The 22,583-nt window shown below is 48.8% G+C and carries 18 protein-coding genes and 1 other annotated feature; of the genes, 10 read left to right on the top strand and 8 right to left on the bottom strand.

Annotated features, from left to right (window positions below):
* Window positions 1-61: 61 nt before the first annotated feature.
* The gene (arcB, locus tag RN22_RS08485; RefSeq protein ID WP_046303914.1) at window positions 62-2,413 is read left to right on the top strand and encodes an aerobic respiration two-component sensor histidine kinase ArcB; all 2,352 of its coding nucleotides are present in this window, start codon (window positions 62-64) and stop codon (window positions 2,411-2,413) included.
* 118 nt (window positions 2,414-2,531) lie between these two features.
* On the opposite strand, the gene arcA is transcribed toward arcB, so the two are convergent.
* On the bottom strand, window positions 2,532-3,251 hold the full coding sequence (arcA, locus tag RN22_RS08480; protein WP_002540413.1) for a two-component system response regulator ArcA: 720 nt from the start codon (window positions 3,249-3,251) through the stop codon (window positions 2,532-2,534).
* Window positions 3,252-3,996: 745 nt separating this feature from the next.
* Here arcA and RN22_RS08470 point away from each other — a divergent pair.
* Window positions 3,997-4,491 (top strand): putative 4-hydroxy-4-methyl-2-oxoglutarate aldolase, encoded by a 495-nt coding sequence (locus RN22_RS08470; RefSeq protein ID WP_046303913.1) that lies wholly within the window; start codon window positions 3,997-3,999, stop codon window positions 4,489-4,491.
* Window positions 4,492-4,557: 66 nt separating this feature from the next.
* Here the strand turns inward: RN22_RS08470 and RN22_RS08465 are convergent, their stop codons facing one another.
* Both RN22_RS08465 and aceK read right to left on the bottom strand, forming a co-directional pair.
* The gene (locus tag RN22_RS08465; protein ID WP_046303912.1) at window positions 4,558-5,031 is read right to left on the bottom strand and encodes a hypothetical protein; all 474 of its coding nucleotides are present in this window, start codon (window positions 5,029-5,031) and stop codon (window positions 4,558-4,560) included.
* A 248-nt stretch (window positions 5,032-5,279) separates the two neighbouring features.
* A complete protein-coding gene (gene aceK / locus RN22_RS08460; RefSeq protein ID WP_046303911.1) occupies window positions 5,280-6,995 on the bottom strand; it encodes a bifunctional isocitrate dehydrogenase kinase/phosphatase in 1,716 nt (571 codons plus the stop codon).
* 242 nt (window positions 6,996-7,237) lie between these two features.
* Window positions 7,238-7,355 (top strand) — a sequence feature (Thr leader region).
* 49 nt (window positions 7,356-7,404) lie between these two features.
* On the opposite strand from aceK, the gene thrA reads away from it, so the two are divergent.
* From thrA to thrC, 3 genes are read left to right on the top strand one after another with little or no spacing between them, the layout of a single operon-like run.
* The gene (thrA, locus tag RN22_RS08455; RefSeq protein WP_046303910.1) at window positions 7,405-9,864 is read left to right on the top strand and encodes a bifunctional aspartate kinase/homoserine dehydrogenase I; all 2,460 of its coding nucleotides are present in this window, start codon (window positions 7,405-7,407) and stop codon (window positions 9,862-9,864) included.
* Window position 9,865: 1 nt separating this feature from the next.
* The gene (gene thrB / locus RN22_RS08450; protein ID WP_002540407.1) at window positions 9,866-10,825 is read left to right on the top strand and encodes a homoserine kinase; all 960 of its coding nucleotides are present in this window, start codon (window positions 9,866-9,868) and stop codon (window positions 10,823-10,825) included.
* On the top strand, window positions 10,822-12,105 hold the full coding sequence (gene thrC / locus RN22_RS08445) for a threonine synthase (protein WP_046303909.1): 1,284 nt from the start codon (window positions 10,822-10,824) through the stop codon (window positions 12,103-12,105). The genes thrB and thrC overlap by 4 nt, the downstream gene beginning before the upstream one ends.
* A gap of 72 nt (window positions 12,106-12,177) precedes the next feature.
* Here the strand turns inward: thrC and grcA are convergent, their stop codons facing one another.
* On the bottom strand, window positions 12,178-12,555 hold the full coding sequence (gene grcA / locus RN22_RS08440) for an autonomous glycyl radical cofactor GrcA (RefSeq protein WP_002540405.1): 378 nt from the start codon (window positions 12,553-12,555) through the stop codon (window positions 12,178-12,180).
* A 404-nt stretch (window positions 12,556-12,959) separates the two neighbouring features.
* Here grcA and nfo point away from each other — a divergent pair, with 404 nt between their 5' ends.
* The 3 genes from nfo to RN22_RS08425 all read left to right on the top strand — a co-directional run bounded on the left by nfo (window position 12,960) and on the right by RN22_RS08425 (window position 15,244).
* Window positions 12,960-13,826, top strand: coding sequence for a deoxyribonuclease IV (gene nfo / locus RN22_RS08435; protein WP_046303908.1), 867 nt, complete (start codon window positions 12,960-12,962; stop codon window positions 13,824-13,826).
* Window positions 13,827-13,865: 39 nt separating this feature from the next.
* Window positions 13,866-14,546 carry a uracil-DNA glycosylase gene (ung, locus tag RN22_RS08430; protein ID WP_046303907.1) on the top strand — a complete coding sequence of 227 codons (681 nt, stop codon included), beginning with the start codon at window positions 13,866-13,868 and terminating at the stop codon, window positions 14,544-14,546.
* Between the two features lie 161 nt (window positions 14,547-14,707).
* The gene (locus RN22_RS08425) at window positions 14,708-15,244 is read left to right on the top strand and encodes a hemerythrin domain-containing protein (RefSeq protein ID WP_046303906.1); all 537 of its coding nucleotides are present in this window, start codon (window positions 14,708-14,710) and stop codon (window positions 15,242-15,244) included.
* A 100-nt stretch (window positions 15,245-15,344) separates the two neighbouring features.
* Here RN22_RS08425 and RN22_RS08420 read toward each other — a convergent pair whose 3' ends face one another.
* On the bottom strand, window positions 15,345-15,527 hold the full coding sequence (locus RN22_RS08420) for a DUF3545 family protein (RefSeq protein WP_002540400.1): 183 nt from the start codon (window positions 15,525-15,527) through the stop codon (window positions 15,345-15,347).
* Between the two features lie 613 nt (window positions 15,528-16,140).
* Here RN22_RS08420 and RN22_RS08415 point away from each other — a divergent pair.
* Together RN22_RS08415 and yaaA are read left to right on the top strand one after the other, a co-directional pair.
* Window positions 16,141-17,598, top strand: a complete 1,458-nt coding sequence (locus RN22_RS08415; RefSeq protein ID WP_046303905.1) for a sodium:alanine symporter family protein — start codon at window positions 16,141-16,143, stop codon at window positions 17,596-17,598.
* A 113-nt stretch (window positions 17,599-17,711) separates the two neighbouring features.
* Window positions 17,712-18,485, top strand: coding sequence for a peroxide stress protein YaaA (gene yaaA / locus RN22_RS08410; RefSeq protein WP_046303904.1), 774 nt, complete (start codon window positions 17,712-17,714; stop codon window positions 18,483-18,485).
* A gap of 70 nt (window positions 18,486-18,555) precedes the next feature.
* Here the strand turns inward: yaaA and RN22_RS08405 are convergent, their stop codons facing one another.
* From RN22_RS08405 to RN22_RS08395, 3 genes are all read right to left on the bottom strand, one after another.
* Window positions 18,556-20,097, bottom strand: coding sequence for a sodium:alanine symporter family protein (locus RN22_RS08405; RefSeq protein WP_046303903.1), 1,542 nt, complete (start codon window positions 20,095-20,097; stop codon window positions 18,556-18,558).
* A 247-nt stretch (window positions 20,098-20,344) separates the two neighbouring features.
* Window positions 20,345-21,586 (bottom strand): ATP-dependent RNA helicase SrmB, encoded by a 1,242-nt coding sequence (srmB, locus tag RN22_RS08400; protein WP_046303902.1) that lies wholly within the window; start codon window positions 21,584-21,586, stop codon window positions 20,345-20,347.
* A gap of 60 nt (window positions 21,587-21,646) precedes the next feature.
* A complete protein-coding gene (locus RN22_RS08395) occupies window positions 21,647-22,381 on the bottom strand; it encodes a tRNA1(Val) (adenine(37)-N6)-methyltransferase (RefSeq protein WP_197076271.1) in 735 nt (244 codons plus the stop codon).
* Window positions 22,382-22,583 lie beyond the last annotated feature (202 nt).

Below are 22,583 nucleotides of genomic sequence, written 5' to 3'. Positions count from 1 at the left end.
TTTCCCAAGCTGATTCAAGGCCGATTCAGCCACTTCTTATTTCTGTTGATCTGGATGTTCAATGAAGCAAATTAAACTCTTAGCACAGTACTACGTGGATCTGCTGGTCAAGCTTGGGCTGGTCAGGTTCAGTATGTTGCTTGCGCTGGCTCTTGTGGCTCTTGCGGTGATTGTGCAAGTCGGTATTACCCTTGTTTTGAACGGCACGGTGCATGACACAGATATCGTTCGCTCCGTTTTCTTTGGCTTGCTTATTACCCCTTGGGCGGTGTATTTCCTTTCTGTTGTCGTCGATCAGCTAGAAGAATCCCGGCAGCGATTATCTAAACTGGTTTCCAAGCTAGAAGAAATGCGTGCCCGTGATATGGAGCTCAACCGCCAGCTAACCGAAAATATCACCCAGCTAAACTTGGAAATAGAGGAGCGCAAACGCGCAGAGGAAGCACGCGAAGAAGCGATGCAAGATTTGGAAAACGAGGTCTATCAGCGCGAAAAGGCGCAGGTGGAATTGGCAGAGCAAACTGCACTGCTGCGCTCGTTCATTGATGCTTCGCCGGATTTGATTTACTACCGAAATGAAAAAGGCCAGTTCTCCGGTTGTAACCGCGCGATGGAAGATTTAACCGGTAAGAAAGAAAAAGATCTGGTGGGTCTGACGCCTTGGGATGTTTACCGTGAAGACATCGCCAGCAAGGTGGTGGAAACTGACCAACAAGTGTTTGATAACAATGTGTCACTGACTTACGAGCAGTGGCTGGAATACAAAGACGGCCGCAAAGCTTACTTTGAACTGCGCAAACTACCTTTCTACTCACGCGATGGCAGACGCCTTGGTCTGGTTGGTTTTGGTCGTGAGATCACTGAACGTAAGCGTTATCAGGATGCGCTCGAAAAGGCAAGCCGGGACAAGACCGCGTTTATCTCTACCATCAGTCACGAACTTCGTACGCCGCTGAACGGTATTGTTGGCCTCAGCCGAATGCTGCTTGAAACCCGCTTGTCTGAAGAACAGTTGGGGTACCTCAGAACCATTCATGTCAGTGCGATTACGTTGGGCAATATCTTTAACGACATCATTGATATGGATAAGTCTGACCGAAGCCGTCTTGAGTTGATGCCACAGCCTTTGGACTTCCCAGACTTTGTCTCTGAGATTGAAAACATCAGTGCACTGATGGCACAGCAAAATGGCCTTCGCTTTACGTTGGACAGGCTGACGGATCTGCCACCTGCGGTGAAAGTGGATGCCACACGTCTTCGTCAGATCCTTTGGAATCTTGTCGGCAATGCGGTGAAGTTTACCAAGCAGGGAGCTGTGAATGTGACGGTCAGCTGTGATGTTGAGGATGACATCGCGCATCTGCAGTTCGATGTGGAAGACAGTGGTATCGGGATTCCTCAAGAAGAGCAGGACAAGATATTCGCCATGTATTACCAGGTGAAGCAGGGTGAGGATAATCTTCATGCTGTGGGTACCGGGATTGGTTTGGCAGTTTCCCGTAAATTAGCCCGACTGATGAACGGCGATATTACTGTCGACAGTGAAGTTGGGGAAGGCAGTAACTTCACCGTGACATTGTCTGTGCCTGTGTGTGCGCCAGTGTCGAACAAAGAGAAGGTGAATGCAGATCAAAGTCCATTGCACATTCTGCTGGTGGAAGACATTGAGCTTAACATCACGGTCGCTACCAACCTGCTGGAAAGTCTGGGTCACTCGGTGGATGTTGCAAGGAGTGGTCAGGAAGCACTGAACATGTACCCGCAATCTGAGTACGACCTCCTGCTTCTTGATATCCAACTGCCTGACATGACTGGCTTTGATATTGCCCAGACGCTGAGAAACAGTGGTGATGCATTGCCCCCTTTAGTGGCGTTGACCGCGAATGTCATTAAAGACAAAACCGAATACATCCGAAATGGTATGGACGATGCGATTAGCAAGCCGATCAGTGTCTCTGCAGTAGCAGAGGTGATAGAGCGGCTCGCGCTGCAATGTCCTGTCGCGACAGAAGCCGCGGAAGTGAAAAAGCGTAAGAAGCCGGGTAATGACATGTTGGATAAGCTTCTTGATCTGGAAATGCTGACTTCCTACGTCGATATCGTAGGTCCTGAGCCTGTGTTCCAGAGCATCAAGATGTTTGAAGATTTGATGCCGGAATACATCCAGATCCTCGAAAGCAACATGACGGCGAAAGATCAGGATGGTATTGCCAGTGAAGCACACAAAATCAAAGGTGCAGCAGGGTCAATTGGTCTGAAACATATCCAGAAAGTGGCGCAGAAAGCGCAATCGCCAGAGTTGCCAGCCTGGTGGGAGAACATTGCTGACTGGGTCGATGAAATCAAAGAAGGCTATGTTCAGGATCTGGAAGTGCTCAAACAGTGGCTTGAGGATTATTCTAAAGAGGTTTAGCCGCTAACAAGTTAGGAGAAGGAGCTTAAATTTCGAGGTTCCTTTTCTTTAATAAAAGACTTTCAGATAACAAAAAGGCCTGCATTGCAGGCCTTTCTTATAAGCTTTCCGGAAGAAATTAGACTTCTTCCAGCTCACCACAGAAGCGGTAACCTTCACCGTGAATCGTCGCGATGATTTCCGGTGTGTCACCGAAAGACTCAAAGTGCTTACGGATACGACGGATAGTCACGTCAACAGTACGGTCGTGTGGTTTCAACTCACGTCCAGTCATCTTCTTCAGAAGATCTGCACGGGTTTGGATTTTGCCCGGGTTTTCACAGAAGTGCAGCAGTGCACGGAACTCAGAGCGTGGCAGTTTGAACTGTTCGCTGTCTGGGCTGATCAGTGAACGGCTGTTGATGTCCAGCGTCCAACCATTGAACACATAACGGTCAACAGAACGCTTGTCTTCTGGCAGTGCGCCTTGGCTCATCGCACGGGTCAGCAGGTTACGTGCACGGATAGTCAGTTCGCGTGGGTTAAATGGTTTGGTGATGTAGTCATCCGCACCGATTTCCAGACCCAGGATCTTGTCAACTTCGTTGTCACGACCGGTCAGGAACATCAGCGCCATATCACCTTGCTCACGCAGTTCACGAGCGAGCAGAAGACCGTTTTTACCAGGCAGGTTGATGTCCATGATAACCAGGTGAACCTGATTGTTAGAAAGCACTTGATGCATTTCTTCGCCATCGTTGGCTTCCAGAACGGTATAACCTTCTGCTTCGAAGATGCTTTTCAGCGTATTACGAGTTACGTGTTCGTCTTCAACAATCAGAATGTGAGGGGTTTGCATTGGCGTTACCTAATTTCTTTAAGGAATCTGGTACTGGGGACAGCGAAAAGGCGTCTCCCCAATCAACCACAGTGTCTTATCGACCCTGTGAAGAAAATTTACAAACAGGAAAAGTATATCAAACCGATTGATGCGCTTTACGAGCATACTTTCCTGATACAAACGCCATCCCTAGAGAAGCTGGTTGCAGTTGCGATTTTTCGCCCTGCATACTACTGGTCAACTCATTTTGACCAGCTAATCCTTTGGATAGCGCTGATTGTATTCATTTAACAGCGTGCTAACAATATTTAGTAATAAATCAACGCAACTTTTTTCAATCTTTATTGATATACGTCAATCTCGCCCTCTGTGGTCGCATTTGGTGGAATTCTGGTTTAAAAACTCCGCGGAATTTTACAAACTCGAATTAACTTTTTCGTACTATTACCACAGGTGTGAATATTGTGTAAAAACGCTTTTATCAGACCATTTTGTTGCATACCGGTCAACTATCTCCTGTTGAGAGCACTCTGCCAGTCACGTCTAAAAAGGAGAAAATTGCGTACCGTTACACACACGCTTTTTCCCTTTATATCCAAGAGTTACTTGGAATTATGTGTAAGTTTCCGAAATTGACCACAACTCAATCCCACTTTGTCACTAACACCAAAGTTTGAGTGAGCTATGCCAGCTTTATGGAAGTTGGGAAAGGCGAAGCGGGCGGATCTTGCTAGCTTGATACAGATACTTGATAGGAGGAAGCATGGAAGACTTACTGCCTGATATCAGTGATGCACATGGCGATGAAGTGCAATGGGTACCTGTTCAGTGGCGAGATTTTGGTGGAAAGCACGTTTTCTTTGGCCGGGTGGAAACGCTTCGTTGCTATGAAGACAACTCCAAGGTGCGTGATATTCTGGGTAAGCCCGGTGCGGGTCGCGTTTTGGTCGTGGATGGACATGGCAATCTCAATAGAGCATTACTGGGCGACTTGCTGGCCGAGCGAGCGGTAGAAAATGGTTGGGAAGGCATAGTGATCTATGGTGCTGTCCGTGATGCTGGTGCATTAAGTGAGATGGCGCTTGGTGTAAAAGCCTTGGGCGTTTGCCCGATCAAAACCGAAAAGCGTGGTCTGGGCGATGAAGATGTTCAGCTCCGTATTGAAGGGGTTCCCATCTCTCCAGGGGATTATCTGTTTGCTGATCTTAATGGTGTGATGATCAGTCAGCACCCGCTAGAGTTTGGCGAGCCATCTTAAAAGCTGTCTAAAGCCTGAAACGAAAAAACCGCCAACAGGCGGTTTTTCTCTTTGCAGCAGGTTGGGCTAGAAACGATAACCCACGCCGAGCTGATAATTGGCAGAGGCTGCTGGTGTCTGGTTGAGGTTGTAATCGAACTTGGCTTCCAGATTAAGCTTGTCTGTCAGACGTAACTGGCTGCTCATTCCCACCACACCGATGGTTTCTTCATTGACGCGTTCAGCCTGAACGGAACTGCCGATACTTAGCTTTTCGTTAAAGTTGTATTGGATGCCACTGAGCAACCCTTTGCTGCTGGCACTGTGATCAGTTTCAGTCGTGACTTCAGTTCCCAAATACACGTTCACGTTTTTCAACACCGGATAGTGATAACCGGAACTGATGGTCCAACTGTCATAGCTTTGATTGCCAGTTGTAATGGAGCTCGAAAACCAGGCTTTCTGGTTTCGGTCATCGTATTCATACAGCGGTAACGAACCCTGCGCGAATGCAAAAAACGCCACTGATTGCAGGGTAACGGCGAGCAGGATTTTTTTCATTATGCCACCTTCCCTGATTCGTTCTTATTAGACTGAGTTTTCAGTCTAGTTCACTTGTTTTGTTTTTGATAAAGAGAGATCGGTAAATTTCGGTTCCCCTCTCACCCTGCCTGTATATTCAGTCGGTTACGCCACCGCGTTGTGCATGCGGCAATTTTTCGTCGAATGCGTTTGGCGGTTAATTATCAAGCAAGTGGCATGCCTATATTGTGTTAGAAAATTGACGCCGATTGCTCAGCGTCTCATTTTTACTGATTCGTGAAACGACACTCATCGCTATAAGGGAATACGTCGTTAAATTGACCTTGTTTGATGTTCTCTTGCAGGTCTTTCCAGTAGCTTGCATCAAAGAGATCAGAATGAAGCTCATCGAACAGAGCTCGGATCTTTGGATTAATGAGCAGGAATGTACGGAATTCTTCCGGGAAAACGTCAAACTCTCCCACGCTATACCAAGGCTCCGCAGCCATTTCGTCTTCAGGAAAGCGAGGTGGCGGAATTTTGCGGAAATTCACTTCGGTCAGATAAGAAATCTCATCGTAATCGTAGAAGATCACCCGGCTGTGACGCGACACACCAAAGTTCTTGAACAGCATGTCACCGGCAAAAATATTGGCCGCAGCCAGCTGTTTGATTGCGTCGCCATATTCCTGAACAGCATTTCTCAACTCATCGTCATCTGCCTGCTCAAGGTAGATATTAAGCGGGATCATCCTGCGTTCCATATAGAGGTGGCGAATATGGACTTCATTTTTGGTCAGTTTGATCAGTGATGGTGCAACCTCAAGTAACTCTTCAATCAACTCTTCGCTAAAACGTTCTCTCGGGAAAATGAAGTTGCGATAATCCAGGGTATCGGCCATGCGTCCAACCCGGTCATGCTCTTTAACCAAGCGGTATTTCTCTTTGACGACAGCGTGGGTGATGTCCTTCTGCGGGGCGAATCTGTCTTTGATGATCTTAAAGACGAAGCCATAAGAAGGCAGCGTGAACACCGACATGACCATCCCTTTGATCCCCGGTGCAATAACGAACTGATCATCAGAAGATTCGATATGGTGAAGGAACTCCCTGTAGAGCTCAGTCTTGCCGTGTTTCTGACATCCAATCGCCGTGTAGAGCTGGGCTGGCGTCTTATGGGGCATCAGAAGGTTAAGAAAATCAACTAACGCAGCGGGTGCAGGGGCGAACACCATAAAGTAAGAGCGGGCGAAGCCAAAGATCACGCTGAGCTCGTCAGAGTCAGTAATACAGGCATCCACATACAACTCGCCTTTTGAGTTCACCAGAATGGGCAACACCAAGGGGCGAACCTGATTCGCCATATCTATGCGGCCAATTAGGTAGGCGGCTTTATTCCGGTAAAAAGGTTCGCGCACCATGTCGATGGTGACTTCTTCAGTTAATTGCGGGCCTAGCCTGCGTTGCATGGCTTCGACAATACGGTGAATGTCCCTTGCCTTGTTGACCCACGTCAGAGTAAAAGGGGTGTCATCCAGAACACGCTCAATGGTTTGGATCAGTTTTCTGTCGGAAGAGTAACGCTTGAGTAATGGCGTTGGGTATTTGGGAATGCGGCCACCTTGAGAGCTGTTTACAAACAACTTCTCTCGGCGAATGTTGCGGTGATCGAACATCCGACAATAGACAGAGTTAAAGAAACTTTCTGCGATGTCATAGCGGGGGTAATCGTCCAAAAGGCGACTGTACTCCGCTTTTACCGCCATCAGGAAGGAACGCGTCGCGTGTTGTCTTCCCAGCATGGTTTTCAACTGCTGGCTGACAAGACCCACGTGGTGGTCATAAAAGTTAATGCGGGTTTTCAGGGCTTTTTGCACGCTTTTCCAGTCGCGCGCCTCAAACCTTTCCTGTGCCCCAGCCGTGACATCTAAAAATCGGCCATACATGGCATCAGAGCCTTGCAATATGGTCTGGGCGACCAATTCCTCCATCGCAACTGCCATGGTTCCCTCCTTCGCGGTTGCTGATTTTCTGTCCAATTCAACTAACTATGTCTGCCTTAATCATTCTTAGCAAGGAAGATGCTGGTAAATGGTGCGGTTTCTCATCTTTTAAATTCGTTAGAAATACTTGCGAAATGAAGCGTTTTTTTGAGAGATAACTTAAATTTTTGTTGACCTTGATACCCTTGTTCGGTAAAGGTTATAAAAACGCAGCACGGAAGGTTAAAAAGCCATGCTTAAAACAGTCGGCACTACAACCATTATCACCATTATTACCAACACCATTGGTGCGGGTGCGGGCTGACATGCACAGAATTTTAAAAAGAAGCCCGTACCCAACAAGGTACGGGCTTTTTTTTAACCCCTTTATTATTGAATTTGCGAGTTCTGGAAGGAATTGGAGGAAAGGATGCGAGTATTAAAGTTTGGTGGTACTTCGCTGGCAAATGCTGAGAGATTCAGCCGCGCAGCAGAGATCATCACCAGCAATACCTGCCAAAGTGAGGTATCGGCGGTACTGTCCGCCCCTGCTAAGATCACTAACCTGTTGGTTGATGTGATTGATAACACAGTCAAACATGGCGAAGCCGAGATCCAGGTGGCTGAGATCAGGAAGATCTTTTCTGCTTTGTTTGACGGACTGGAAGAAATGGAGCCAAGCATCGATAAAGCTTCGCTCTATGACAAGCTAGAGCGCTCTGTGAACCAGTTAAAGCAATACATCCATGGTATTGCACTGTTGGGGCTCTGTCCTGACAACATATACTCTCGCATCATCAGTAAAGGTGAACGCCTTTCTATTGCAACCATGTCTGCGTTGCTTGAAGCCCGTGGCTACAACACTTTCGTTATCGATCCAGTTAAATACCTGCTGTCTAAAGGCGACTATGTAGAAGGTATTGTTGATATTGAAGTGTCTTCTGAGCGCTTCAAAAAAGAGCCAATTCCTGCCGGACATATCGGTTTAATGCCTGGCTTTACTGCATCCAACGAAAAAGGTGAGCTGGTTACCCTTGGCCGTAATGGTTCTGATTACTCTGCAGCCGTGTTGGCGGCGTGTGTTCGCGCTGAATGCTGTGAGATCTGGACGGATGTGGACGGCGTTTACAGCTGTGACCCACGCTTGGTACCAGACGCGACACTGCTTAAATCTCTGAGCTATCAGGAAGCCATGGAGCTTTCTTACTTCGGTGCAAAAGTTCTTCACCCGAAAACCATTCTTCCAATCGCACGTTTCCATATTCCTTGTCTGATCAAAAATACCGCCAACCCACAGGGTGCAGGTACTTTGATCGGTAATGACAGCGGTGAAGACAACCTGGCAGTGAAAGGGATCACTACCCTGAGCAAACTGAGCATGGTGAATGTGTCAGGTCCTGGCATGAAAGGCATGGTCGGCATGGCTGCCCGCGTTTTTGGTGCCATGTCTGCAGCAGGTGTTTCCGTTGTCCTGATCACCCAATCTTCTTCTGAATACAGCATCAGCTTCTGTATCGAAGCGGAAGACAAGCCAATGGCACAGCGTGTGCTGCAGGAAACTTTTGAACTGGAACTGAAAGACGGCTTGCTTGAGCCGGTTGAATTTGTAGATAACGTGGCGATTGTGTCTCTGGTGGGTGATGCGATGCGCACCTCGAAAGGCGTAGCATCCCAGTTCTTTACGTCACTGGCAGAAGTGAACGTGAATATTGTAGCAATTGCCCAAGGCTCGTCTGAACGTTCAATCTCTGCGGTAATCCCGGATGACAGCGTGTCTGAAGCGGTAAAAGCGTGTCACGAGAACCTCTTTAACTCTAACCACTACCTGGATGTCTTCATTGTGGGTGTGGGTGGTGTAGGCGGTGAACTGATTGAGCAGGTGAAACGCCAGCAGGCGAAATTGGCTGATCAGGGCATTGTTATCCGCGTGTGTGGTATGGCAAACAGCCGTGGCATGGTGCTGAACAGCAAAGGGATTGATTTGAACAGTTGGCGTGATGAGCTGGCGAAAGCCGATGAGCCTTTCAGCCTGCCTCGCATGGTACGTCTGGTTCAGCAAAACCACATCATCAACCCTGTGTTTATCGATTGTACTTCAGATCAGGCGATTGCCGATCAATACGCAGATTTCCTGTCTGCGGGCTTCCACGTTATTACTCCGAACAAGAAAGCTAACACGGCGGGCATGGCGTACTACCAGCAGCTACGTAAGTCTGCACGTGCGACCCGTCGTAAGTTCATGTACGACACCACGGTGGGCGCTGGTCTGCCAGTCATCGAAAACCTCCAAAACCTGATTGCTGCAGGTGACGAGCTCGAGAAGTTCACCGGCATCCTGTCGGGCTCTCTGTCTCACATCTTCGGTAAGCTCGACGAAGGTCAGAGCTTCTGTGAAGCAACGACAGCAGCGCGTGAGAGCGGGTTCACTGAACCGGATCCACGTGATGACCTCTCTGGTATGGATGTGGCACGTAAGCTTCTCATCCTTGCCCGTGAAGCGGGTATGCACCTTGAGCTGGAAGATGTTGAAGTTGAACCAGCATTGCCACCGGGCTTTGATGCCTCAGGCGATGTAGAAGCCTTTATGGCAAAACTGCCGGAAGCTGACGCTTACTTCGAGAAGTTGGCGAGCGATGCGCGTGCCGAAGGTAAAGTGCTGCGTTATGTGGGTAGCATCGAGAACGGCAAGTGCTCAGTGAAAATCCAGGCGGTGGATGCTGACGACCCTATGTTCAAAATCAAGGAAGGTGAGAACGCGCTGGCTTTCTACAGCCGTTACTACCAGCCAATCCCATTGGTACTGCGAGGCTACGGTGCAGGTACTGCCGTCACAGCGGCAGGTGTGTTTGCAGACTTGATGCGTACACTTGGCTGGAAACTGGGGGTATAAGATGAGCGTTGTTGTTTACGCACCGGCTTCAATCGGTAACGTCAGTGTAGGCTTTGATGTATTGGGCGCCGCTGTGTCGCCCATCGATGGCACTTTGCTTGGCGATCGCGTGAAAGTGGAAGATGGCGGCGATGTACCCTTTACCCTGAACTGCGTTGGTAGCTTTGTTGATAAGTTGCCGAAAGATCAGGAAGAAAACATCGTTTATCAGAGCTTCGTGGTCTTCTCCCGTGAAATGGAAAAGCTGGGACAGCCTGTTCGTCACGTCACCATGACGCTCGAAAAGAACATGCCTATCGGTTCAGGCTTGGGTTCCAGTGCCTGTTCTATCGTTGCCGCACTTGATGCCCTGAACAAGTACCATGATGAAGCGTTGGACGAAACCACTTTGCTGGCGTTGATGGGCGAGATGGAAGCGGCGATTTCCGGCAGCCTCCACTATGACAATGTGGCGCCATGTTATCTTGGTGGCCTGCAGTTGATGGTTGAACAAATGGGAATCATCAGCCAGGAAGTGCCTTGTTTTGACGAGTGGTACTGGGTGATGGCGTACCCGGGTATCAAAGTACCGACGGCAGAGGCTCGCGCGATTTTGCCTGCACAATATCGTCGTCAGGATGTGATTAATCACGGTCGCCATCTGGCAGGCTTCATCCATGGCTGTTATTCTGGCCAACCACAGCTTGCTGCGAGCATGATCAAAGACGTGGTCGCTGAACCTTACCGCGAGAAATTGTTGCCGGGCTTCGCCGAAGCAAGACATTACGCAGAGGATGCAGGCGCACTGGCGACCGGTATCTCAGGTTCAGGCCCGACGCTGTTTAGCATCACGGATGACAAAGCCGTGGCAGAGCGCGTAGCGAAGTGGCTAGAGGAAAATTACGTTCAGAACGAAGAAGGATTTGTCCACATCTGTCGATTGGATGTGAAAGGATCGACAGTGACAGGAAGTGAACTATGAAGCTTTACAACATCAAAGAAAACGACGAGCAGGTTTCGTTCGGTCAAGCGGTAAAACAGGGTCTTGGCCGTAATCAGGGTCTGTTCTTCCCAAGCGAACTGCCAAAATTTGAAGACGTTGATGCGCTGCTGGACAAAGATTTTGTCAGCCGCAGCAGCGACATTCTCTCTGCATTCATCGGTGACGAACTGTCACCAGAAACCGTGCGCAGCATGGTGGAAAATGCCTTCCAATTCCCGGCGCCTGTCGAGGAAGTGACAGACCAAATCAGCGCACTTGAGCTGTTCCACGGCCCGACACTGGCGTTTAAAGACTTTGGTGGCCGTTTTATGGCGCAATCGCTGGCAGCAGTGTCTGATAGCGGCAAAGTAACCATCCTGACTGCTACTTCTGGTGATACCGGTGCCGCTGTTGCCCATGCGTTCTACGGCATGGAAAACATCAACGTGGTTATCCTGTATCCGAAAGGTAAGATCAGCCCACTGCAGGAAAAACTCTTCTGTACGCTGGGTGGCAACATCCACACCGTGGCCATCAACGGTACTTTCGATGACTGTCAGGCGATGGTGAAAAATGCCTTTGATGATGCAGAGCTTCGCGCAGCGATTGGCCTGAATTCAGCAAACTCGATCAACATTAGCCGCCTCATGGCGCAAATCTGTTACTACTTTGAAGCTGCGTCGCAACTGACCAAAGCACAACGCGAAAATCTGGTGGTTGCAGTGCCAAGTGGTAACTTCGGTAACCTGACTGCGGGCTTGTTGGCGAAAGCGATTGGCCTGCCAATCAAACGTTTTATCGCTGCAACCAACGTGAATGATACCGTGCCACGTTACCTGCAAACCGGTGAGTGGACGCCAGAGCCAACCATTCCAACGCTCTCAAATGCGATGGATGTGAGCCAGCCAAACAACTGGCCGCGCATTGAAGAGCTTTGTCAGCGTCAAGGCTGGGGTTTGAACGAGCTGGGCGCAGGTGCAGTCACTGACGAGCAAACGGCAGAAACGCTGAAAGCGATGTTTGATGGCGGTTACCTGTGTGAGCCACACGGTGCCATTGCTTACCGTGTGCTGGACGAGCAACTGCAGGATGGCGAATACGGCTTGTTCCTGTGCACTGCGCACCCGGCGAAATTCAAAGAGTCTGTAGACGAGATCCTGGGTCAGGATATTCCGCTGCCAGGCCCTCTGGCAAAACACGCGGCGATGGAACTGCTGTCTGTTGAGCAGGATGCGGATTTCGCTCAGCTGCGTGAATACCTGATGAAGGTCGCTGGCTAATTTCACGCGACAGAAAACAAAAAAACCGGCCAATTGGCCGGTTTTTTTATACTTCTGCTAACGCTGTGAATATTACAGAGTGTTAGTGAAAGTACGTGCGATAACGTCGCGCTGCTGTTCAACAGTCAGAGAGTTGAAACGCACAGCGTAGCCAGATACGCGGATAGTCAGCTGTGGGTATTTTTCTGGGTGCTTAGCAGCGTCTTCCAGTGTTTCACGCTTCAGAACGTTAACATTCAGGTGCTGACCACCTTCGATTTTTGCAGGTACTTCGATAGCGATTTCACGGCTTTCGTACTCGCCCAGATCTGCTGCAGGGATAACCTGATCCGCTTCGAAACCCGCTTTTGCTGCAACGCAACGTGCTTCGTTGGTTTCGCTGTCCAGCAGCCAGATAGAGTTCAGCAGGTCGTCGTTTGCCGCTTTAGTGATTTGAATACCAGTGATCATAATCCTTCCCCTTTTGATAGGCTTGGTGGTTTTAATTTTCCATCAATTGATGAGCTGGGTACTTGTATACCTTATTTTTTGTAAGGGTATTTTGATTTTAGTCAAAATACAATCAAAATATGCGAAATTTACGCCTTGGATTTTTTGTTTTGAATCAATAAAAGATCAAATATATGGTTTAAAACAAATTTTTAACAAGACGATATTCTGTTAAAAATTACAAATGTAATTTAATTACTACATTTATGGCGTGTGAATTGCATTGGGATACATGCGGATATCGCCCCAAGTCCATGTGATGGCACAGTCTGGTGGTGCTAGAGCGATATGCAAATCAAAACGGACTTTTACGGTATGAGTAACTTAAAATGTTGTCGGTTACGGTTTCGACCTGGAGAGAGAAGATGAAGTTTATCGGAGCACATGTATCCGCTTCCGGTGGGGTAGAAAATGCCCCGGTTAACGCCGCGGCAATTGGTGCCAATGCGTTTGCACTGTTTACCAAGAACCAAAGACAGTGGCAGGCAAAGCCACTGGAAGCGAAAAATGTCTCGGCATTCAAAGCAAATTGCCAAAAGCATGGCTTTGTTCCTGAGGCAGTGTTGCCACATGATTCTTACCTCATCAATTTGGGTGCACCTGAAGAAGAAAAGCTGGAAAAGTCCCGCGCGGCATTTATTGATGAGATGGAGCGCTGTCGAATCCTTGGATTACCCTTGCTGAACTTCCACCCCGGTAGCCATTTGAAGAAAATCAGCGAGGAAGCCTGCCTTTCCCTGATTGCTGAGTCTATCAATCAGGCACATCAAGCCGTACCAGAGGTCGTTGCCGTGATTGAAAACACGGCGGGTCAGGGGACCAATCTTGGATGGTCGTTTGAGCAACTGGCGGCGATTATCTCGCAAGTGGAAGATAAATCCCGTGTTGGTGTCTGTATTGATACCTGCCACGCCTTTGCGGCAGGGTATGATCTTAGCACTCACAGCGCGGCAGAAGCGACTTTTACGGAGTTTGATAACACAGTCGGTTTTCAGTATCTGCGTGGTATGCACCTCAACGATTCTAAAACGCCTTTTGGTAGCCGGGTTGATCGTCATCAGGCGTTGGGGGAGGGCGAGATTGGTTTGCCGTGTTTTGAGGTCATCATGCAAGACAATCGTTTCAATGGCATTCCATTGATTCTGGAGACCATTAAACCGGAAGCGTGGGCGGATGAAATCCGTTTGTTACGTCAGTTTGAAGTCACAGCATCTGAGCGTGTTTCTGCGTAGAATAGCGGACGCTGAAGAATAGAGAGGATTGGGGAAAGCATGACACAGGCGATGACTTGGCACGATGTGATTGGCCAGGAAAAGGAACAGGACTATTTCAAACACACTATGGCTTATGTGGCGGAAGCCCGTGAGAAAGGCACAGTGATTTACCCGCCTAAGGAAGACGTATTTAATGCTTTCCGCTTTACAGAGCTGGAAGATGTGAAAGTGGTGATTCTGGGGCAGGACCCTTACCACGGTCCTAATCAGGCGCATGGTCTTTGTTTTTCAGTCCTGCCCGGTATCAAAACGCCACCCTCGCTGGTGAACATGTATAAAGAGCTGGCTCAGGATATTCCAGGTTTCATCATTCCACAGCATGGATACCTCAAAAGCTGGGCGGATCAGGGCGTGTTGCTCCTTAATACCGTTCTGACGGTCGAGCAGGGTAACGCACACTCTCATGCCCACTTAGGATGGGAAACCTTTACAGATCGCGTAATAGAAGCCGTAAACCAACATTGTGAAGGTGTCGTGTTCCTGCTTTGGGGCTCCCACGCCCGCAAGAAAGGCCGTGTGATTGATCGTAACCGTCACCATGTGTTGGAAGCGCCACACCCATCTCCACTTTCCGCGCATCGTGGATTTTTGGGCTGCAAACATTTTTCTACCACAAACACACTGCTTACCCAGTCTGGTAAAGCGCCGATTAACTGGCAGCCAGAACTCGACGGATAGATTCGTTTCATTGATTTTAGAAAGCCCGTGATTTTCATCGCGGGCTTTTTGTTTGTATGTACTGCAAAGGTGAAACTGAACAAAAAATGACCTTGCGCAATTTGTGAACAGTCCGGTTCGATAGACTGATCTCGTGGTGTGAATGAAGAAAGGGAGGAGCTATGTTAGTAACCAGCATTCATAGAGATCACCGGAACATCAGCCGGCTGCTTAAACTGTTGTCGAAAAAGCTGACGGCCATTCAGCAGGAAAGGCCCGTTAACTACAGCCTGATTAAGGACACGGTTAGTTACCTGCAAGAGTACGCTGAAAAGTATCACCATCCAAAAGAAGACCTTATCTACCACTATTACTTACAGCATTACCCTGATTCAGAGGGGGTGGCCAGATTGGATGATGAGCACGAAGCACTGGCAGGTTTAACCGCTGAGTTTGCGGATACCGTCGACATGATATTGATGGACGCTGTCATTCCGCTCGATCTCTTTGCCAATAAACTCAACCGGTTTGTAGGCTGTCAGAAAGAACATCTGGACTTGGAAGAGAAAACCATCCTGCCTGTGTTGGAGCAAACCCTGACGACTGAAGATTGGAAGTACCTGCAGACACAATGGGAGGAAGAGGATATTGATCCGCTGTTTGGTGAGCAGGTGGCAGACAGGTTCAAAGAGCTTTCTGCTGCTCTCAAAGGCCCATAGTGACAGACAAAAAAAGGCACCCCTTGTCGGGTGCCTTTTCTTTAAAATTCCAATGTTATGTTGTCAGTAAATTGACGATTTAAACCAGTGAGTACGCTACTTAAAAATCGAAATCGCTGTCGTTGAAGTCACCGAGCATATCGATATCTTGCAGCTCTTTGCGCAGGCGCTGTCTGTCTTTTAACGCCTCAATTTCTCTCCACTTACGTTTTGCTTGTTTGGTTCGTCCACCGCGTTGTGGTCGCTCTTGATCGAATACATCATCAAAGGCAAAGCTATCCATAAATTCACCTCGTTTTACCGTTGCGGTCGCTAATTAAGTATCAAACCTCCGACAAAATAAAATTGAAGTGTTTCTCATTTGTTGCACCTCAGTGAAGTTTTTATGAGAACGCAATCACCTTTATTCCGTCGCTGGGCAAAATGTGTGCAGTTGCAGTGCCTTAAGTTGTCTCACAGCTACAACATCAAATTTATCTGGGGAGGTGTCCCCCAAGCCCCTGTCACAGCAAAAGACCGGGGAAATATCGAATTTGGTCACACATTGAATAAAATGCATAAAGGGTGCCAGACAAGGTGAACACGATGTTCTATTCCTGTTATGGAAAAGCAGTAACGCAAACGCTTGGTCTTGATGTGTGGGTATTTTTTGCTCATCAAGTATGAAATTTAATTCATATTGATTTTTATCGTGGCTGATAGCATCATCTCGCGGCAATTTGCGGGATCTGCCGCAAAACCGACACGTTTTGGGGTTCTTGTGACGCTTTCTTGCCGACGAGACCCGCATCATTATCGGCAGACGCTAGGCTTGCGTCAGTCGCATCAAATCGCATTTTCTCCGCATCGGAGAACAACGACACTGCGAATCAGTTTATGCGTACAGAGAGGTAGGCGTGGTAAGTCTCATCAACTTTTTAAACGACCTGATCTGGGGATCGGTGCTCATCTATCTTCTGATCGGTGGGGGCATTTTCTTTACGCTGCGTCTTGGGTTTATTCAAATTCGTCACTTTGGGCACATGTTCAAGGTGATGAAAAACAGCCGTAAATCAGACAAAGAGGGTATCTCCTCGTTTCAGGCATTGTGTACCAGCTTGGCGGCGCGCGTGGGCACGGGCAATATGGCGGGCATTGCTGTTGCGTTAACTCTTGGTGGTCCAGGTGCGATTTTCTGGATGTGGTTGATAGCCGTGCTGGGAATGGCTACGGCTTTTGCCGAGAGCACGCTGGCGCAGCTTTACAAAACCCGTGATGACGATGGCAACTTCCGTGGTGGCCCAGCGTATTACATGGAAAAAGGCCTCGGCATGCGCTGGATGGGCGTGGTCTTCTCCGTGCTGCTTATTATCGCTTTTGGCTTAGTGTTCAACTCGGTACAGGCTAATTCCATTACTCAGGCAGCTTACGTCGCTTTTGGCTTTGATCCACTCTATGTTGGAGCTGTGCTAGTGGTACTTGCCGCCTTTGTTATTTTTGGTGGCATTCGAAAAATTGCCCGCACGGCTGAGTTGATTGTGCCGGTGATGGCGCTGCTTTATCTGGCGCTTGCCATGTACATCATGCTGACCAATCTGGAAAAAGTGCCTGATGTGCTGTCGCTGATTTTCCGCAGTGCTTTCGGTCTGGAAGAGGCGGCTTCGGGCGCGTTGGGTTACACAGTGGCACAGGGCATGGTGCAAGGCATTAAGCGTGGCCTGTTTTCCAACGAGGCGGGCATGGGATCGGCGCCGAATGCGGCAGCTAGCGCAACGCCGTACCCGCCACACCCTGCGTCTCAGGGATATGTGCAGATGCTGGGCGTGTTTGTGGACACCATCGTTATCTGTTCTGCTACCGTGGCAATTATCCTGATGTCCGGCGAATACATGCCGGGCAGTGAAATCACTGGCATTGAACTGACCCAGCGTGCGCTTTCTAACGAAGTGGGTGACTGGGGGGGCATTTTCGTGGCAGTCGCGATTTTCTTCTTCGCGTTTACCTCGATCATTGCGAACTACTCGTATGCGGAAACTAACCTGATATTCCTCGAGCATAACCACAAGGCCGGCTTGAACCTGTTCCGTTGCGTGGTGCTTGGCATGGTGATGTTTGGTGCGATGGCTGAACTGCCAGTGGTGTGGATCATGGCGGATACTTCAATGGGCTTGATGGCGATCGTCAATATGATTGCAATCCTGCTGCTATCCGGCACCGTGGTGACACTGGCGAAAGACTACAACCAGCAGGTGAAACAGGGCAAAGTGCCTTCGTTCAACAGCCGCAATCACCCTGATATGCTCAACCAGATTGAGCCAGGCGTTTGGGGTAAACCGCAAGTCACAGAATCGGAAAATCGCTCGCCTACGCGGTGATTCATTCGGTTTCATCTATGGCAGTTATCGGAAAAAGCCACGCTTGATCGCGTGGCTTTTTTGATGGTCAGTGTTACTCTTTGCGCTAATAAGAGATTGAAAGGAATGACACTATGTTGATTGTGGTTTCTCCGGCAAAAACCTTGGATTACCAATCACCGCTTGCGACGGAGCGTTATACGCAACCGACGCTAACCGAGCACTCTGAAGCTTTGATTGATGTGTGCCGTAAACTGACACCGGCGGATATCTCGAGCCTGATGAAGGTGAGTGACAAGATTGCAGGTTTGAACGCGGCACGCTTTGCTGAGTGGTCGCCGGAGTTCACGACCGACAATGCCCGCCCTGCGGTTTTGGCATTCAAAGGCGACGTGTACACCGGCCTTGAAGCAGAAACTTTCAGTGAAGAGGACTTTGATTGGGCGCAGAATCACTTGCGTATGTTGTCAGGTCTATACGGTCTGTTGCGTCCTCTGGATTTGATGCAGCCTTACCGCTTGGAAATGGGCACTAAACTGGCGAACCCACGCGGCACTAACCTTTATCAGTTCTGGGGTGACATCATCACGGATGAGCTAAATCAGGCACTGGCCGCACAGGGCGACAAGGTACTGGTGAACCTCGCCTCGAACGAGTACTTCAAATCAGTCAAACCGAAGCAATTGGACGGGCAGATCATCACGCCAGTGTTCAAAGACCAGAAAAACGGCCAGTATAAAGTCATCAGCTTCTTCGCCAAGAAAGCACGCGGCATGATGGCGCGTTACATCATCGACAACCGCATTGATTCGGTTGACGCGTTGAAGCAGTTTGATACGGCGGGATACTGGTTCTGTGCTGAAGAGTCGAGCGACAAGGAACTGGTGTTTAAGCGCGAAGAGCAGTAATCGCCATTTAAAATCAGAAAAAAGAAAAGGTTAGCCGAGGCTAACCTTTTCTGTATCTCAATAATCTCGATTAAGCAGTCGGATTGACCGGCTTACCGGAGACTTCATCCGAAGCTTCGCTGTCTTGGGTACGACGTGCCAGGCGACGCTCCCAGTAGTCAGCGTTCTTGATACCAAGCTTCACAGGATCGAAGGTATATTCTTCCACCCCTTCTTTCTGCTGACGCTCGTAATCGTGCAGCGCTTTAAGGGCAGGCTTGCTCAGGAAGAAGATGATCACAAGGCCTACAATATTCAGCCAAGCCATCAGACCCACACCCACGTCACCCATCGCCCACGCGAGGTTGGCGGTTTTCACGGTACCGTAGAATACCGCTGCCATCAGAATCACTTTCAGCACAAACATCATGCCTGGTAGTTTGATGGTACGGCGCAGGTAGGCCACATTGGTTTCTGCGATGTAGTAGTAAGCCAGAATCGTGGTGAACGCGAAGAAGAACAGTGCAATCGCAATGAACGGTTTGCCCCAGCCCGGCATGGTGCTTTCAATTGCCATCTGGGTGAAGACTGGACCATTCGCGGCAATGTCTGCAGCAACGTTTTGGATAATGAAGGCTTCGCCCGCACCGTGAACGTTGTATGCGCCAGTGATAAGGATCATAAACGCGGTGGCAGAACATACCAGCAGGGTATCAATGTAGATAGAGAAGGATTGAACCAGACCTTGTTGCGCAGGGTGCTGAACGTTCGCGGCTGCCGCAGCGTGTGGGCCTGTACCCTGACCCGCTTCGTTAGAGTAAACACCACGCTTAACACCCCAGCCGATAGCCGCACCAACACCTGCCATAGGTGTGAATGCGTCGCCAATGATCATCGCAACGATACCTGGGATTTCAGTAATGTTCAGCGCAATGATAACGAATGCGATGATGATGTAAGCCAGCGCCATGAAAGGCACGACGACCTGAGTAAAGCTCGCGATTCGCTTCACGCCACCAAAAATGATGAAACCAAGCAAAATGGAGATGAGGGTGCCGGTGATGATTTTCGCCAGGCTGTAGGTGCCAATCGCGGTTTCAATCATTTCACCAGAGCCGAATGCGGCTTCAACGGCGTTACCGATACTGTTTGATTGTACGCCCGGCAGCAGAACACCACAGGCAAAAATAGTCGCGATGGCAAAAATCCATGCGTACCACTTCTGACCCATCGCTTTCTCAATGTAGTAAGCCGGACCACCACGGAATTCACCCTTGTCTTCTTCTTTGTAGATTTGTGCAAGGGTAGATTCAGTGTAAGCCGTTGCAGCGCCAAGGAAGGCAACAACCCACATCCAGAAAACGGCACCTGGACCACCGAAACCGATCGCGGCGGCGACACCTGCGATATTACCGGTACCAACACGGCCAGAAAGTGAAACGGCCAGTGCCTGGAAAGATGAAATACCTTTCTCAGAACTTTTGCCAGAGAACAGCAGGCGAGTCATTTCTTTGAACTGACGAACCTGAACAAAGCGCGTTACGATGGAGTAGAACAGGCCAGCACCCAAACAGGTGTAAATAAGCACTGGACTCCAGATAATGCTGTTTAAAAAATCAACAACAGATTGCATTACAAGATCCCTCTAATAAAAAATATTGGATAGATGATTTTTTATCCAATGGCAGGATAATCCGAAAATTACTTGAATTGTTAACATTTTGTGTTGTCAATGTGACGGATTGTGAGCCCGATCTTTAGTCTGCATTCCATTAGCAAACTAGAATTTTTATCTGCGACCGATCGCAAACAAATAAAAAAGGAGGCTTTTCGCCTCCTCTTTTAACGCTAATTAAATTGAAAATCCAGTAAAAGCTTGATTATGCGGATTTTTTCGCTGCTTTTTTCGCCGCTTTCTTGGCTTTTCCTTTTACTTCTTTGTTAGAAAGCTTTTTCTTTTTCTTCTTAAATTCCGGCTTCTTATGTTTTGGCTTCATGCCATTAACATAGCGTTCTTTCACGTCTTCTTTCATGTAGCGGCAGATACGATCCATCATGGGTTGGTCGTGTGCTTCCACCAGAGAAATGGCGTTACCTTTCTTACCCGCACGGGCGGTACGGCCGATACGGTGCAGGTACACGTCGGCTTTGCGTGGCAGGTCGAAGTTGATGACGTGGTCGATATCCGGCACGTCGATACCACGTGCTGCAACATCGGTCGCTAACAGAACATTAATCTCTCCTGTTGTGAAGCGCTCGATAGCGTAAGTACGCTTTGCCTGAGCCATTTCACCTTGCAGCCATGCACAATTCACTTTCTCTTTGGTCAGGAATTCACGCAGTGCAGCCAGACGCTCACGGGTTTTCACAAAGATGATCGCGCGCTCAGCCTGTTCAGTCAGGATAGATTTCAATAGGGCGTTTTTATGCGCCATGTCGTCACAGCGGTAGTACCACTGGGTGATCTTTTTGCGCTCGCGACGTGGCGGTTCAGCTTCTACTTCTACCGGATCGGTCAGCAGGGTGTTTTTGAAGCCTTCAATGCCTTTACCTTCCAGCGTCGCGGAGAACAGCATACTTTGTTTACGCCAGCGACATTCGGTAGAGAGTTTATCAACGGCAGGACCAAAGCCCATGTCGAGCATGCGGTCTGCTTCGTCCAAAACCAGGCTTTCAATCGCACGGCAGTCAAAGCGTTCTGCTTCGATGTATTCCATCAGACGGCCAGGAGTTGCAACCACAATGTCTTGTGTCTTACCCAGAATCTCAGCATGTTCTTGGTAAGAGATACCACCTGTGATGGTGATGATCTTTAAATCGGTATATTTCGCCAACGCGCGGGCTTGATCAGCAACCTGAATGGCCAGTTCACGGGTTGGAGTCAGGATCAGGGCGCGTGCAGGACCCGGCTTCTGACGAGGGAAGTCGATAAGGTGTTGCAGCAATGGCAATACAAAAGCCGCCGTTTTTCCTGTTCCCGTTGGCGCAGACGCCAGAATATCACGGCCATCCATACCATGAGGGATCACGCCAGCCTGGATCGCTGTTGGTCGCTCGAAGCTCATGTCATCCAGCGCTTGTAGCAGTTGAGGATCCAGTTCTAGTTCAGCAAAAGTTCGCACGCGTTGTTTCTCCACTCAAAGTTAGGGGGCGAATTATAGAGACTAATTCAAGTACGATCATCACATCTTGAGGTAAAAATCTCTTGTGAGCGAAATAAAGTCGTTTGTATAGCTTCCCGCCGCCTGGATCACCAAGGTTTTGGCATCTAAACCATGTTCTTCCTGATTCGATAGCGACATCAACTTTCGACTCACTGGTTTGTTGGCGGTTGGTTGTACGTTCAACAGCCGTTGGCAATAAAGTCCATACTCTTTGGCTTTCGCCAGCAAGGCATCAGCCTCCACTGAAGGTAAGATCAAATGAGCCTGTCCGTTGGGTAAAAGTCGAGTCTTTATCACTTTTAATAAGGTGTCGTGAGAAAGGGTGTCGGTGTGGCGCGCAGTGGCGCGCCGAGAATCGCCCGCTTGCTCGCCAGAGTTAAAGTAAGGGGGATTGCAGATAATAGTATTGAACTGCAACGGGTTTTCCCACTCGTCAATATCCTGATGCAGCACAGTTATCCGATCTGCCCAAGCAGATTGTTCTGAATTGAATTGCGCGGTGTTGGCGGCCTGCTCATCGATATCCAGCGCGGTGATTTTTATTGCGGGAAACCGCTGCGCCATCATCAGTGCCAGTAAGCCAGAGCCCGTGCCAATGTCGAGCACTTCATCAGACTCTCCCGCTTCAGCCCAGGCGCCAAGCAGCACGCCATCCGTGCTGACTGGCATGCCACAGCCCTTATCTTCGACAGTAAATTGCTTGAATCTGAAGCCTTTACTCACGGTACCCTCTTGAACTCTACTTGTTGCCATTGTCGACAATTGCTTAAAAAATAGATAATTATGTTGCTGCTATGTTATGGATTATTGCAGTCAGGATCTTTAACTTCTATCGCTTAAAGATTAATGGTTGGTTATAAACGCCAATTAATGATTAAAAAATGGATTTATAATCTATTTTTTAATGTTCTATTGTCTGTGTGGTGAAACTTCGTCATTATTCTGCGTAATCGGT

The organism is Grimontia sp. AD028, assembly GCF_000973155.1.
GTDB lineage: Bacteria > Pseudomonadota > Gammaproteobacteria > Enterobacterales > Vibrionaceae > Enterovibrio > Enterovibrio indicus.
This window is presented reverse-complemented; position numbering and strand designations above follow the sequence as displayed.